This is a genomic window from Sphingomonas sp. NPDC019816 (assembly GCF_050274375.1).
Classification (GTDB): Bacteria; Pseudomonadota; Alphaproteobacteria; order Sphingomonadales; family Sphingomonadaceae; genus Sphingomonas.
Genome location: NZ_JBNNOB010000008.1, coordinates 1 through 13,435, shown reverse-complemented (window position 1 = coordinate 13,435; position 13,435 = coordinate 1). Strand labels below are relative to the sequence as shown.

The window sequence follows — 13,435 nt, the reverse complement described above, 5'->3', positions numbered from 1 at the left end:
GGGCCTTTCTGGTCCGAATGGTCAGGCGACACGGGTACCGGTCATCGGGAACGAGCCGAACGCACCGGCCTTCGCGCTGCCGGTCAATGCGTCGCCGTCGATCGTCGCGGCCATGTCGAGCGTCATCGGCATTGGCGTCGTTATCGCCTGCTGCCAGGTCAGCGTGTTGCCGTTCACGGCGCCGTTGATGTCGAACGTTCCGTTCGCGCCGCTGTTGGTGCCGGTGAAAGTGTCGCCAGCGGTCTTCACGATCAGCTTGCTCTTCTGCTCGCCGAGCGGCGACTTCACCATCACATCATAGGTGCCGTCGATTGCCATAATCTTCTCCTGTGCTTGTTTGAGAAACTGATGGTGCAGGTGGCGCTTCGCCGGCTAACGCGAAGGCATGCCATGCGGCGACGAGCGTCTCGGGCTCGCCGGTGCCGAACACGTAGCGATCGGGGCGGACCAGCACCGCAGCGGCGGCGCGCTCGTCGAGCCAGTTGGCCAAGATATCGCGAAATGGCGCGAGCATGGCATTGTCGAGCGCGACGGCGCGCATGCCCGCGAGCTGCGGCACGTCCGTGCGGGCGATCAGCCAAGCACCGGCGCCGAGCACGTCGTCGAGCCGGGAGTCGCTCGCCACCGGCTGTGGGAAGTAACTGCCCGCTCCCGCGCTACCCGCCAGGATACCCCCCGCGGCGAACGGCGGCCAATTCCCGGCCTGCGGGCCCGCGCCACTGGCCGCGCGCGCCGCCAGCATCTGCGTGTCGCGCTCGGCGGCGGCTTGCGGATCGAGCAGGCAGACAGTGCGCCCCATCATCATCGCCAACCCGATAATCGCGCGGACATGCGGCTCCCGCTCCTGTTGGTAGCTGTCGAGCATGCGGCCTTCGTCGGCTTCTCCGCCGAGGATCGCCGCGAGCTTCCACGCGAGGTTGGCGGCGTCGCGCAGCCCGGAGCACATGCCCTGCCCGGCGAACGGCGGCATCAGATGCGCCGCATCACCCGCCAGCAGCACACGCCCGCGTCGCCACGCAGACGCGACATGCGCATTGAAGCGATAGACGGCAGTACGTTCGATGCTGATCGCCGCCTCGACATTCCACGGGCGCAGCAAGGCTGCCACAAACGCCGGCTCGCTGACCGCCTCTGCCGTCTCGCCCGGCTTCAGCATGAACTCCCAGCGGTGGCGGCCCTCTCCCATCAAGACGCAGGTGGTGGGGCGGGCGGGATCGCAGATCTGCAGGTTGATCGCGGGCAGCCGCGCCGCATCGTTAACGATCGCATCGACGACGAGCCACGGCTCGTCGAACTGAAGGTCGTCCACCGCGATGCCGCTCAACTCGCGTACGGCGCTTCGCGCGCCGTCCGCGCCCACGACGAAGCGCGCGATCACCGTTTCCTCGCCGTCGGGCGCGGCGAAGGTAGCGCGTATTTCTCTGTCCTGTGCCAGCGCAACCAGCCGCCACGAGGTACGAAGGTCGATTGTGTCCGATGCGATCACTGCCTGACGAAGCACGCGCTCGATCGAGGGCTGGTGAATCATGTTCGACGCTGGCCAGCCGCCCGGCCCGATCCGGTCAGCGCCATCGAAACGCAGCAGCACGTCGCCCTTCGCATTGATGAAATCGTAACGCGGCGCCTGCCGGCACGATGCGGCGATCGGCGCCGCGATCTGCAGCGACTGGAAGATCCGCAACGCCTCGGAATCGATGTGTGCGGCCCGCGGCAATTGGTAGATGTCCGCCGCGCGATCGGCGATCACCACCTTGACGCCGCGCTTTGCCAGAAGCAGCGCGAGCGTCGACCCGGTCGGCCCCGCACCGACGACGAGGACGTCGCAGGTGCGGGTCTCGGTCACGCTGTGGCTTCCTCCGCCGCCATCACGCCCTCGATCGCACCGAGCCGGTCGATCTCACAGCGCACGATGTCGCCGGGCTTCAAAAACTGGCGCGGGTCCATCGCCGCACCGACGCCGCCCGGCGTGCCGGTGAAGATCAGATCGCCCGGCTCTAGCGTCATCGCGGCGGAGAGATGCTCGATCTGCTGCCATAGGTCGAAGACGAGGTGCCGGGTGTTTGAATGCTGCCGCTCCACCCCGTTGACGCTGCACCGCACACCCAGCGCATGTGGATCGCCGATTTCGTCCGCCGTGGTGATCCATGGACCGATCGGCGCATGGGTGTCGAACGACTTGCCCAACGACCATTGCGGTCCGGCGTGCTGCCACATTCGCTCCGTCACGTCGTTGCCGACGCAATAGCCGAAGACATGTTCGTGGGCCCGCTCGGTCGGGATGTGCTTGCCACGCCGGCCGATCACCGCGACCAGTTCGACCTCGTAGTCGACGAACGGCGCGCCGCTTGCGATCAGGATCGGGTCATACGGCCCGTTCACGCACGTCTGCGCCTTGGTAAACCAAACCTGGCGCTGCGGCGTCTCCATCTTCGATTCGGCGATGTGATCGGCGTAGTTGAGCCCAATCGCAAAGATCTTGCCCGGGCGCAGCACAGGCGCGCGAAGACGTACGCGATCGAGCGGAACGCCGGCGGATGCGTCCAGCGCCGCGAGGGCATCGGGCTGGTCATGAAAACCCGCGATAAGGTCGATCATCGTCCCGGGCCTGCCGCTTGCCACGATGCGATCGCCCAGCACCACGCCGGTGCGGGTCACGCCCTCATGATCATAGGTGGCGAGCTTCATGCGCCAATCCTCTCGCTTGACGCGGCGCTCGGGCGCCGCACAGTGACTTGGTGGTCAACTGCTCCTTTGTGACCAATTAGTCAAGTGGGATGTGCCGTGTCGTCGTTTCCAGTTCTTTCACCGCGCGCAGCGAAAACCCGCGGCGCACTACTCGCCGCCGGGCTCGAACTGTTGGCGGAACGACCCGTCGACGCGATCGCCATTGATGATCTGGTCGCCGCCGCCGGCGTGGCCAAGGGATCGTTCTTCAACCACTTCGCCGACAAGCGCGCGTTCGCTCAGACGATCGCGGAGGACATCCGGCGCGAGGTCGAGGCGCGGGTCGCCGCGACGAATCAGGGCGTCACCGATCCGCTGGGACGGCTGGCGGGCGGCATGATCGCCGCTGCCGCTTTCGCGCTGACCGAGCGCAAGCGTATGGTGGTACTCGCCGGTGCCGGTCGCGGGATGATCGACATGGCGCACCCGCTTAACGACGGGGTGCGCCGCGACTTCGCGGCCGCCGTCGCCGCGGGCCTGGTCAGCACGGAGGAGGCGGATACGGGGCCGCTCTTCTGGCTCGGCTGTTGCCACACCGTGGCTAGCGCGGTGGCGCAGGAGCAGCCCGACCGCGCCGAGTCGATCGCCATACTGGTCGGCATGCTGACGCTGGCGCTACGCGGCTTGGGTGTCGAGGCCGGTCGGATCGCCAGCATCACCCAGGCGGAGCGGCTGCACGCTCGCCTGGGTCGAGCCACGCGTTAGCGCACCGTCGTCCGCTCGATGTGATTCGATCCGACCGGCAGCGTGAGCATGAGGCCATCGTCCGCGAGCATCTATTTCGATTGCCGCCGCAGGGCTGCAACTCCTCGTGTGAACAGCGCGCGCGTGAGCATATTGTCGGGCGGGATCGGGCCCATGTGGTTGAAGACCAGCAGGCCGACCCCCGCCCTGTTCGCCGCCTCCGCCGCCTGCTCGGGTGTCGCGTGATAGTTGCCGACGTCCGCCATCACGTCAGCGAGTTGCGTCTGCCCGCTCCGGCGCAGGCCGGTCACGAAAAGGTCCCGCGCGCGGTTTGAATTGCCCTCATGGATCAGCACGTCCGCACCACGTGTGGTGCGGATGAGATTCGCGCTCACGCTGGTGTCGCCGGATACCACCACGGAACGCCCGCGATAATCGAAGCGATAGCCGACCGCGGGATAGACTGGCTCGTGCACGACCTGGAACGCGGTAATCCTGAGGCCGCCCTCGTCGTAGATCACGCGCCGGCCCATGTGCGTCGGGCGCTCGGTAGCGCCGGCAAGCCCGAACGGCCGTGCCGCGAGTTTGGCGGCGTCCAGCGGCAGGCCGTGCTCGGTGGACCGCACCCCATCGTCGAATGCATAGGCCGTGTTGAACCCCTCGACGACCCGCTCCACGCCGTCAGGGCCATAGACCGGCAGCGGCCGCGTCCGCCCACCGGCCCAGCCTTGCATCCGAAACTCGCCCAGATCGCCGATATGGTCCGAGTGGAAGTGCGTGATGAGGATTGCGGACACCCGGTTGAGCGGGAAGCGCCACAGTGCCAGCTTGTTGGCGGATCCCGGTCCGGCGTCCACCACGAAGACTCGGCCGCCCGCCATCACCGCGGTGCAAGACTTCGCGCGCAGCGCACTCGGTGGCGGCGGCGCGGTGCCGCAGATCAGGACGCGTAGCGCGTGGCGATCGTCGACGTCGATTGGCGGTCGGGCGAGTTGACGCGCCACGCCCCGCGCGATCATCCAGTCCTGCACCGCCGCGACCCGCAGGAGCAGCCCGCCTCCACCGAGCACTATTGCCGCGGCGAGAAGCGTGAGAAGCGCCCAGCGCTGCACGCGCGACCGGCTCAATTCGCCGCCTCCAGCGCGGGCAGCTCGTACGCGCCGTCGAGCCAGGACTTCGCCGGCAGATAGGCGCGCATCGCCAGGGCGAACGGTCCGTCCGGCGCGGGCAGCCAGTTGGCCGTCTCGCTCGGCTCGCGCGCGCCGATCAGGATCGTCAGCCCGCCGTCCGGATCGAGCCGCAAGCCTGGCGTGCGGTCGCCGATCGAATAGCGCTGCAGCGGGTTTTCGGTCAGGAACATCTGGCCGTCGGGCATGATCTCGTACAGCGCCAGCGACCAGAAGGCGTTGACCGGCGGGAGTTGATCCGGCGCGAAGCGGAGCCGCCACTGTCGGCGACCATCATACGCGCCGCGATCGGGGCCGCGGCCGATCAGGTACAGCGCCTCGACCGACGGCATCGCGGCCAATCCCTTCAGCGCCACCGCCGCGCGGTAGCGATAGTCCTGTCCGAAATCGCCGATACTTTGTCCCGGTTCGATCCAGCCGTTGCGCACGCGAGCGCCGATCCCGCCGCCGCTTCGCACCAGCGTCCGTGCGGAGACGACGCCGCGAGCGATCGCCTCGCGCTCCTCGGCGGTGAAGCGCGATGCATCGAACGATGCGTCGGTCAGTCCCAGCGGAACGATCCGGCGCAGCAGGGCGAGATCCGTCACCGGCGGAGGGTTGTTCCGCATCATGGCGTGTAGCGCCGCGAAATAGTCTGGCCAGTCGGCATCCCGCGCGACAAGAGGCGTCCAGGCCGGCGCTTCGGGCGCCTCCAGTCCAATCGCCTGCTGGACCATACGCGCGGCCTCAAGATCGGATGGTCCATCGACCAGCACGCGCGCAAGGGCCCAGACGAAATCGGTCGGGCTGCGCAGCACCATCGGGCCATGCTCGGTGGAAGCTGGCCCGACGAGGCGGAACGTGCCGCCCTGGGCCCCGGTCGTGCGCGTGCCCAGGATGGCGAAATTGTTGGTCCATGCGTCAATAAACGCCACCGACAGATAGCGTTCGCCGGAGGCAGGCAGCGTCAGCGTCAAGCCTCCCTGGCTCAGATCGAGGTGTGCGCTGGAATAAAGCGTATCGTTGTTGGGAAGGGTCACATCACGATCGCGCGGCGTGAGCAGGCGACCGACATGGTGGAAGCTGTTCTGTCGAGCGCCCCGTGCGAGCGCGCGAGTGCGGGTGGTCGCCATTTCGATCGCGGGCAAGCCATACAGCCAGGCCTCCTGTGCGATCACCTCCAGCTCTTCGATCACCGGCCTCTCCAATCCAGTTTTTGACCGAATAGTCATATACAGGTTCTGGCGGATAGCGATACCTGTTGTGCGCCGATGGAACTCAGCGGTCGCAAATCTGGGCGGTAGCGGACGCTGCGCAGCACCTCACTGGAAGCTAGGAAATGAGCATTGGCGGCGGAGTCGCGACTTTTAGAGTAGGTATAGTCGCGACCGAACCACCCAGCCCGGCCATCGCCTCTTCGCGCCTCTCTCTATCAGATCACCTCGAGGGGCGGGACGCGCGCGCTGATTGCGAAATCATAGACGAAACCCGGCTCAGCCGCGACAAAGCGGCTGGCCGGTAGGTTTGCCGCAGCCAGCGCGTCAGCTAGTGCCCGCTTCGGCGCGTCGCGAGCCTCGTTCGTCAGCTGAAACGTGCCCCAGTGAATACCGAGCGCGTGACAGGCGTCCACGTCGTGAAATATCTGCACCGCTTCGCTCGGATTCACGTGCAGCGGCTCCATGAACCAGCGCGGCTCGTAGGCACCGATCGGGATCAGCGCGACGTCCCGTGAACCGAGCCGCTCTCTTACGTTCCGGAACATAGCGCCATCGCCATACCCCGTGCCACCGGCGAACCACACCGTTCCGACCGGCGTTTCCAGCCAATGTCCTGACCATAGCGCCATCCGCTGATCCGACAGCGAGCGACCGGCCGAATGGTTCGCGGGCGTTAGGGTCGTGCCCAGCGTATCGTTCAGCGGCAACCTGTCCCACTAGTCACCGACCACACAGCGCGCGTCAGCCACGGCGGCGCGAACGATCGCATCATTGCCGAGCGGCATGACGAAAAGGGGCGCGTGTTCAGCCTGGAGCCGCCGAAGCGTTGCCGTGTCGAGATGGTCATAATGGCAGTGGCTGAAAGGACGGCGTCGATCGGCGGGAGATCGCCAAAGACTGTCCGTCGTCAGAACATTTGGCGCAGATCGCGGCGTAGCTTAGCGGAGAGCGGGCCTCGTCTGGGCGTTGATGTTAGGCGGCGAGCTTGCGGTGCTGCAAGCGCCGATGCTCGATGGTCTGTCGCTTGATCCTTTCGCGTTGTTTGATGATGGCTGGCGCCCTGCCGAAGTGGGCATCGGCCGGCGTCACATTGTTCAGGCTCTCGTGGTAACGCTGGTGATTGTAGTGCTCGACGAAGGCTGCGATCTGGGCCTCAAGGTTTCCGGGCAGGAAGTAGTTTTCCAGCAGGATGCGGTTTTTCAGGGTTTGGTGCCAGCGCTCGATCTTGCCCTGGTTCTGAGGATGGCAGGGGGCGCCGCGGACATGGCTCATCTTGTTGGCCTCGATGTATTCGGCCAGTCCGCCAGCGATGTAGCTGGGGCCGTTGTCGCTGAACAGCCGAGGCTTGTGCAGCACCGTGGCGCTGTCGCAGCCGGAAGCGGCCAAGGCGAGGTCCAACGTATCGGTGACATCCTCGGCGCGCATGTTGGTGCACAGCTTCCAGGCAATGATATAGCGCGAGAAGTCGTCGAGCACGGTCGACAGGTACATCCAGCCCCAGCCTATGAACTTAAAGTAGGTGAAGTCGGTCTGCCACATCTCGTTCGGCCGGCTGGTCTTCGTGTGGAACTGATCGGCGGCCTTGACCACAACGTAGGCCGGGCTGTTGATCAGGTCATGGGCCTTCAACAGGCGGTAAGCCGTGGTTTCTGACACGAAGTACCGCTTCTCGTCGGTGAACCGCACCGCCAGTTCGCGGGGGCTCAGCTCGGACTGTTCCAGCGCCAGTTCGATGATCTCGTCGTGGAGGTTGGCTGGGATGCGGTTCCACACCCGGCTCGGCGCCGATAGCCAATCTTCCAGCGCTTCCGGCCTGCCTTCGAGATAGCGGTCGTACCAGCGGTAAAACGTTCGGCGGGGGATGCCGAGCTGGTCCAGCGTCCGCTTTGCTGGCAGGTGCGACTGCTCGACGATCCGGATCATCGTCCAGCTTTTCTGATGCGGGATACCTCATTCGTCGTCGCCCCCATCCGCAATCATGCTTTTCTTGAGCGGACGGTTTTCCAGTGTCAGGTCGGCCACGCATTCCCTCAGGGCGCGGGCCTCGCGGCGCAGATCCTGCACCTCGCCGGTGGTCGCGGCACGGGCGGTGTCGCCGGCTATGCCGCGCTTGCCCGCTTCCATGAACTCCTTGGACCACGTGTGATACAGGCTCTGTGCGATGCCCTCCTTGCGGCACAGCTCGGCGATGCTGTCGTCGCCGCGCAGGCCTTCGAGCACGATGCGGATCTTGTCCTCGGCCGAGAAATGGCGCCGGGTCAGCCGCCGGCTGTCGTTCACGACCTGCTCCGCAGGGGCCTTCGCCGACGATTTTGAATAGGAGGGTTTGGGCTTCATCTTCGTTCCTTCGTCACTACGACAAAGCCCAAATCCTCCTTAAATCACAACCTCAAGTCTGTGCCATTGGCGCTGACGGCGGACAGGGCACCTATGCTCAGCAGCTCGGGCCAGTCAGGCCGCGGACCCGAAGCCTTTTCGCGGTACACCGCTGCAACATGATAGCCTGCGGCACGAGCGCCTGTGACAATCGTATTTCGTCGGGTCAGATCCTGCTTGTCCGTGCTGACGCGCAGGTACACGCGCGCCGCGCGCACCGACGGAAGCGTTCCGTCGCTTGTCATGGCCAATCTACGTACACCCATAGGAGCCACTGCTGGAGCAGCTGGCTCGGAATGGCAAGTTGCGATCCTGTCGAGCCTAGCTCAGCAAGCCAGGCCTAAGTAGCTATTGAGCACGGATATGAACGAGGACTGATCACCAACCGCGACGTAGTGCCGTCCTTGGCGCTAGGCATAAGCGGTGGAAGGCGGTACATTCCAGAGATTGGGTCAGCCAAGCGAGTTCAGTGCAGATGGAAGCGCAAAGGGTCAAGATCGTGGATGGTGGTAAGCTGGTGATCCCGGCGGCTATGCGCCGTGAGCTCGGGATCGCCACGGGTGACATCGTTCTCGTCGATGTGGACGATGGCGAGTTGCGGGTACGTTCCGTGCCTAGAGCACTTGAGCGTGCTCGTGCGATTCTGCGCAAGTATGTGCCCGAAGGCGTCGGCTTGGCTGACGAGCTGATCGCAGAGCGCCGGCGCGAGGCGGAGCGTGAGTAGCAAGGTCGTACTCGACGCCTCCGCCCTGCTCTGCCTGTTGAACGACGAGCCCGGGGCGGATCGGGTAGTCGACGTCCTGACCCGCAGCATTATCGGAACGACCAACCTCGCCGAGGTCGTCTCCAAGCTTCGGGACCGAGGATTGCCGCTCGACAAGGTGCGTGAGGCGCTTGGCGGGCTGCAGCTAGATGTCCGGCCGCTCTCTCCTGCCCAAGCGCTCATCATAGGGGACCTGCGACCGTCGACGAAGGCGCTTGGTCTTTCGCTTGGTGACCGAGCGTGTCTTGCCTTGGCGATCGACCTGCAAGCGGAGATGTTCACGACGGACGCTCCGCTGGCGAGCGCTGAGGTCGGCGTCACCATCACCAACGTGCGGCCGCTCGCGGAGTAGCCGCACATTCGTGCTTTTGGGTGCGGCAGGCTCAGGCGGATGGTGGGCGGCGGACCAGTGCGCCTGACGTCCACTGTTTCGGGCGCAGATCCACTCTTTCAGGGTGCTGCTGTAGGACGGATTGCGTCCACCATTTCAGGAAAACCTACAGATCATGCAACGGTTCGGACGGCCAACCTTCGTGGCCCAAATGTCGGTTTCTCTGAAATAGTGGACATTTCGCCTTCGTTGGAGTGTTCCTGAAATAGTAGCTTCGCAGCTTAAACATAGGACGGTCCGGCTCATGCTTGAGCCGGAAAAAGCCGGTGCGAGGGAGTGCTCAGGTCCGCACGCGGGAGAGCACTCGGGCCGCAACGCCGCTCTGGGCCTGAAGCCGGCGGCCATAGCGCAGCGCCGTGGATGGCGACGACCAGCGCAGTGTCAGCGCGATGCCGGCGCCGTCCTCACCCGCCGCGAACAGGTCCTGCGTCAGTCCGACCCGCAGCGAGTGCGTGGAAAGCGCCGCGATTGCCGCTTCGAGTTCGCCGGCCGGCAGTTCGACTAATCCCGCCCGGGCGGCCGCGAGTGCAATCCGCCGATAGATGCCGGTGATACCCTGGCGGCTGAGAGGCGCGTCCCCGACCGTGTAGGTCACCAGCAGCGCTGCAGCCTCGGCGTCCTCGTCGCCCCAGCGCGCGTCCGCCAGTTCCTTCGACCGCTGCCGACGCCGATCGACGCCAACGCGCCGAAACAGCACGCCGTCGCCAATCATCGCTTCGGCGCGCCATGCGGCGACGCGGCGCATCGTGTCGGCGGACAGCCACGCCCAGGCCCCGATCCCTTCCTGGTCGGTCTTGGAGCGCGGCAGGTGAAGCAACCCGGTGCCGTCCGACTGCGGTCTGAGGTCGGCAACCGCGACGGCGATCAGTTCGCTGACCCGCAGGCCGGCGTCGTAGCCGAGTGATAGCAGCGCTGCATCGCGCAGGCCCTGGGCATCGCCGGTACAGGCGGCGAGCAGCGCCGACAAAGTGAAGCCACCCGCCTCACCGAGCCCGCCGCCAAAGCGGAGCGGGGCGGCCTGGCGTTGCGCCGCGCCCTGGCGCCGGCGGTTGCCGCGCAGCGCGTTGCGGACCATCGGCGCCGACGTCGGCAAGGCGTCGCTGCCGAGGCCGAGCAGCCGGTGCACCGTCGCAAGGCTGGCGATGCGGCGAGATAGCGTTGCGGGCTTCTTGCCGTCGGCTTCGAGCGCGCGCAGGTAGCGCACCAAGTCCTCGGGATCGGCGGGACACGGGCGCCGGTGCTCGCCGGCGCACCAGTCGAGCCAGCAGTCGAGGTCGGCCGCGACCGCAAGCTTGGAGGCGTCGGCCATCGCCTCGAGCGCGGTCTCGACGCCGAGCGCGCTAACCGGGGGCAGGCCGGCGGGTGCGGCGCGGCCGAGCACGGTCAGCAACCGCGCGTCGGGTGTGGCGGCATCGTCGCCGCCGGCGCGCCGCGAGCGGCGCGTCGGCAGCACGGCGTGGGTCCGGACGAGCAGCAGCGTGGTCGGCACGGCTTGTTCGCTGGTGGCCGACATGATGGTGTCACTTGTGTCTTTAGATCCCGGTTGTGGCACGTCGCCGACCGTGAGACTCAAAGGATCTCGCTTGCCCTGATCGGGCGCGCTCGGCGCTGGTGTATTGCTACCTTCGTACACCACCCTGCCCCGCTATCCTGTTCTGAGCAATAACGCGCCTGTACATACCATAAGTCGCGATTATGGAAAGTGCCCGTGTGTGGCGTGGCGCAGGGAAGGGGGCGTGTCACGCTTCTGCACGTGTGGCACGGCATCACCGACGTTGAGGGTCGGCAATGATGCGCCTATACTGTCCCCAGCGACACACCGAGCAACAGGCTGCCACCATGACCGTCCAAGTCAACATCACGCCCAACGGCCGCATGAGCCTGCCGGCCGACATCCGCAAGCGGCTTGGGCTCACCGGCGGCGGTGCGGTTTATCTCGACGAGACGGCCGATGGCGTCGTGCTGCGCACCGTGCCGCAGATCGTGGCGCAGGCGCAGGCGCTCGCGCGCCGTTACCGCGACGCCCCCGGCTCCAGCGTCGACGACTTCCTCGCCACCCGCGCCGCGGAGAACGGCGAATGAGCGTCGTGCTCGACGCCTCGGCGCTGCTCGCGCTGCTGCGCGGCGAGGCTGGCGCCAAGAAGGTCGAGGGCGCGCTCGCCGGCGCGCGCATGTCGGTGGTCAACATGGCTGAGGTTGCCACTCACTACCACAAGCTCGGCATGCCCGACGAGGAGGTCGACGCCATGCTGCGGCCGCTGCCGGTCGAGCTCGTCCCGGCCGATGCGGCGCTTGCGCGCGAGGCCGCGCGGCTGCGGCGCCACACCGTCGAAGGCGGGCTGTCGCTCGGCGATCGCTTCTGCCTCGCGCTCGCCAAGCGCGAAGGTCTGCCCGCCTGGACCTCCGACCGTAAGTGGAAGGAGATCGCGGCTGCGGCCGAGGTCAAGGTGGTGGCGATCCGCTGACTGCACGAGTTCGTGCTATCGAGTAGGATATCGAGGACGCCCGCGTGCAGGACCTGATTGAACAGCCGGCGCGCTATCTCGCGACCGTCGAGGAAATGCTGATCGCCGAACGCATGACCCAGGCGGCCAACGTCGTGCGCGCGGCCACCCCGCGGATCGAGCGGACCGGCTACGACAACTGGAACGGCGGCACTGAGCAGTGGACGGTGTTCCTCTCGATTGATCCGGCCGAGTATGCGCTGCTAGGCGGCGCCAAGGACGGGGTCGAAGAGCAGATCACCCAACGCCTTAAGGCCGTGCTCGAACCCTTCACCCAGGATTGGTACAGCGCCAAGCTCGTGCCGCGGCTCGCGGCGCCAAGTGCTCCCGCCCGGCCGAACGACCGGGTCCGCCGACAGACGCGACAGAACATCATCGATGGCCTACGGATCGACCAGGTTGCGTGGTGCGGCACGCTAGACGACGTCGACTTTCTGGCCCGGCTCTACAGCCTCGACACGCTGCCGTCCTATGACTCGCGTTACAAGGATGCCGCCGGCGACATCTACCAGCACCGCGTTAACAATTTCGATTGGGGCGAGGACTGGGTCTATGACGACGCCCGCTTCGGGCTGTCGAGTGGACCGGACGAGGTCTTCCTGCGCTTCCTCTGCGAAACGGTCCACCCCGTGGTTCGTCCCGACAAGGACGAGGCGATCCGGCTGGTGGCGCAGTACAACGACCAGCTGCGCCAGGACGGCTGGGAGCTGGTTGAGGAGGAGCGGATCGCGGGGCGGCCGCGCTTCGTGGCCCGGCGCGCGGGGCTCGCCGGCGGTCGATCGGTCTCCCGCGCGCGAACGGTCGCGGACGCGCTCGATGCGGGCTGGATGCAGAAGGAGATCGAGCGGCTCGAAGTCGCGGTCGAGGCCGATCCCGCGCTTGCGATCGGCACCGCCAAGGATCTGGTCGAGACCTGCTGCAAGTCGATCCTCACCCGGCAGGGGGTCACCTTCTCCAAGACGGTGACGCTGCCCGAACTGACGAAACTGCTCACCAAGGAACTGAAGCTCGTTCCCGAGGGCATCCCTGACGAGGCCAAGGGCGCTGAGGCGATCCGGCTGCTGCTGCGCAATCTGACCACGATCACCCAGTACCTCTCGGAGATCCGCAGCCTGTACGGCTCAGGCCACGGCCGCGACGGCCGTCACCGCGGGCTCGAGCCGCGCCATGCCCGCCTCGCCGTCGGCGCGGCCGTCGCGTTTATCGACTTTGTCTCCGACACCTATCACCAGCGCATCCTGCCTGGTGCGGCCCCCTCACCATCGCTCACCGACGCGCGCAGCGCGCGGCAGGGCTGACGATCATTACTCAAGAGGCTTTCGCGTGTTCGATCATCCAATGAGCGACCAGGATCGACAATATCTGATCCGGCTCGCCCGTATCGCGGTCGCCAACTTCAACGCCGGCGACTGGAAGGAGCTCGGCGTTCATCTCGGCGCGCTCGACGTCATCACCGGCCACGATCGCCTACTGCGCAGCCTCAGCTTCGCGGATCCCGACTATTCGGGACACGCACATGGCGTGCTGTTCTCGCTGGCGGAGCGCAACCCGCACAACCTCGCCACGATCGCTTCCTTTATCCGCGATAAATACGGTGACGACGGCGAGCT

General features: G+C 66.2%; 14 protein-coding genes and 1 pseudogene. 7 read left to right on the top strand and 8 right to left on the bottom strand.

Annotation, left to right across the window (positions count from 1 at the left end):
• Positions 1–21 precede the first annotated feature (21 nt).
• The 3 genes from ACQKJZ_RS02310 to ACQKJZ_RS02300 are packed head-to-tail and all read right to left on the bottom strand — an operon-like array spanning position 22 to position 2,685.
• Positions 22–318, bottom strand: a complete 297-nt coding sequence (locus ACQKJZ_RS02310; protein ID WP_298273756.1) for a hypothetical protein — start codon at positions 316–318, stop codon at positions 22–24.
• Positions 296–1,843 carry a bifunctional 3-(3-hydroxy-phenyl)propionate/3-hydroxycinnamic acid hydroxylase gene (locus ACQKJZ_RS02305; RefSeq protein WP_314471376.1) on the bottom strand — a complete coding sequence of 516 codons (1,548 nt, stop codon included), beginning with the start codon at positions 1,841–1,843 and terminating at the stop codon, positions 296–298. The genes ACQKJZ_RS02310 and ACQKJZ_RS02305 overlap by 23 nt, the downstream gene beginning before the upstream one ends.
• Entirely contained in the window at positions 1,840–2,685 is an 846-nt protein-coding gene (locus tag ACQKJZ_RS02300) for a fumarylacetoacetate hydrolase family protein (RefSeq protein ID WP_314471374.1), read from the bottom strand. The genes ACQKJZ_RS02305 and ACQKJZ_RS02300 overlap by 4 nt, the downstream gene beginning before the upstream one ends.
• A gap of 84 nt (positions 2,686–2,769) precedes the next feature.
• Here ACQKJZ_RS02300 and ACQKJZ_RS02295 point away from each other — a divergent pair, with 84 nt between their 5' ends.
• Positions 2,770–3,429 (top strand): TetR/AcrR family transcriptional regulator, encoded by a 660-nt coding sequence (locus ACQKJZ_RS02295; protein WP_314471372.1) that lies wholly within the window; start codon positions 2,770–2,772, stop codon positions 3,427–3,429.
• A gap of 71 nt (positions 3,430–3,500) precedes the next feature.
• Here ACQKJZ_RS02295 and ACQKJZ_RS02290 read toward each other — a convergent pair whose 3' ends face one another.
• The 4 genes and pseudogenes from ACQKJZ_RS02290 to ACQKJZ_RS02275 form a co-directional block, all read right to left on the bottom strand.
• Positions 3,501–4,535, bottom strand: a complete 1,035-nt coding sequence (locus tag ACQKJZ_RS02290) for an MBL fold metallo-hydrolase (RefSeq protein ID WP_427729840.1) — start codon at positions 4,533–4,535, stop codon at positions 3,501–3,503.
• Positions 4,532–5,770, bottom strand: coding sequence for a DUF1254 domain-containing protein (locus ACQKJZ_RS02285; RefSeq protein ID WP_427729839.1), 1,239 nt, complete (start codon positions 5,768–5,770; stop codon positions 4,532–4,534). The genes ACQKJZ_RS02290 and ACQKJZ_RS02285 overlap by 4 nt, the downstream gene beginning before the upstream one ends.
• A 236-nt stretch (positions 5,771–6,006) precedes the next feature.
• Positions 6,007–6,498 carry an MBL fold metallo-hydrolase gene (locus ACQKJZ_RS02280; protein WP_427729838.1) on the bottom strand — a complete coding sequence of 164 codons (492 nt, stop codon included), beginning with the start codon at positions 6,496–6,498 and terminating at the stop codon, positions 6,007–6,009.
• Between the two features lie 265 nt (positions 6,499–6,763).
• A pseudogene (locus tag ACQKJZ_RS02275) lies at positions 6,764–8,128 on the bottom strand (IS3 family transposase).
• Positions 8,129–8,642: 514 nt separating this feature from the next.
• On the opposite strand from ACQKJZ_RS02275, the gene ACQKJZ_RS02270 reads away from it, so the two are divergent.
• Together ACQKJZ_RS02270 and ACQKJZ_RS02265 are read left to right on the top strand one after the other, a co-directional pair.
• On the top strand, positions 8,643–8,891 hold the full coding sequence (locus ACQKJZ_RS02270; RefSeq protein ID WP_066690582.1) for an AbrB/MazE/SpoVT family DNA-binding domain-containing protein: 249 nt from the start codon (positions 8,643–8,645) through the stop codon (positions 8,889–8,891).
• Positions 8,884–9,282 carry a type II toxin-antitoxin system VapC family toxin gene (locus ACQKJZ_RS02265; RefSeq protein WP_066690585.1) on the top strand — a complete coding sequence of 133 codons (399 nt, stop codon included), beginning with the start codon at positions 8,884–8,886 and terminating at the stop codon, positions 9,280–9,282. Before ACQKJZ_RS02270 ends, ACQKJZ_RS02265 begins: the two co-directional genes overlap by 8 nt.
• Before the next feature lie 319 nt (positions 9,283–9,601).
• Here ACQKJZ_RS02265 and ACQKJZ_RS02260 read toward each other — a convergent pair whose 3' ends face one another.
• Positions 9,602–10,834, bottom strand: a complete 1,233-nt coding sequence (locus ACQKJZ_RS02260; protein WP_066690588.1) for a tyrosine-type recombinase/integrase — start codon at positions 10,832–10,834, stop codon at positions 9,602–9,604.
• A 326-nt stretch (positions 10,835–11,160) separates the two neighbouring features.
• Here ACQKJZ_RS02260 and ACQKJZ_RS02255 point away from each other — a divergent pair, with 326 nt between their 5' ends.
• The 4 genes from ACQKJZ_RS02255 to ACQKJZ_RS02240 all read left to right on the top strand — a co-directional run.
• Positions 11,161–11,403, top strand: coding sequence for an AbrB/MazE/SpoVT family DNA-binding domain-containing protein (locus ACQKJZ_RS02255; RefSeq protein WP_066690591.1), 243 nt, complete (start codon positions 11,161–11,163; stop codon positions 11,401–11,403).
• Positions 11,400–11,786, top strand: coding sequence for a PIN domain-containing protein (locus ACQKJZ_RS02250; RefSeq protein WP_066690594.1), 387 nt, complete (start codon positions 11,400–11,402; stop codon positions 11,784–11,786). Before ACQKJZ_RS02255 ends, ACQKJZ_RS02250 begins: the two co-directional genes overlap by 4 nt.
• 44 nt (positions 11,787–11,830) lie before the next feature.
• Entirely contained in the window at positions 11,831–13,123 is a 1,293-nt protein-coding gene (locus ACQKJZ_RS02245; protein ID WP_232307961.1) for an abortive infection family protein, read from the top strand.
• Between the two features lie 40 nt (positions 13,124–13,163).
• Positions 13,164–13,435: hypothetical protein (locus ACQKJZ_RS02240; protein WP_427729837.1), on the top strand; the 272-nt coding region annotated here is incomplete at its 3' end.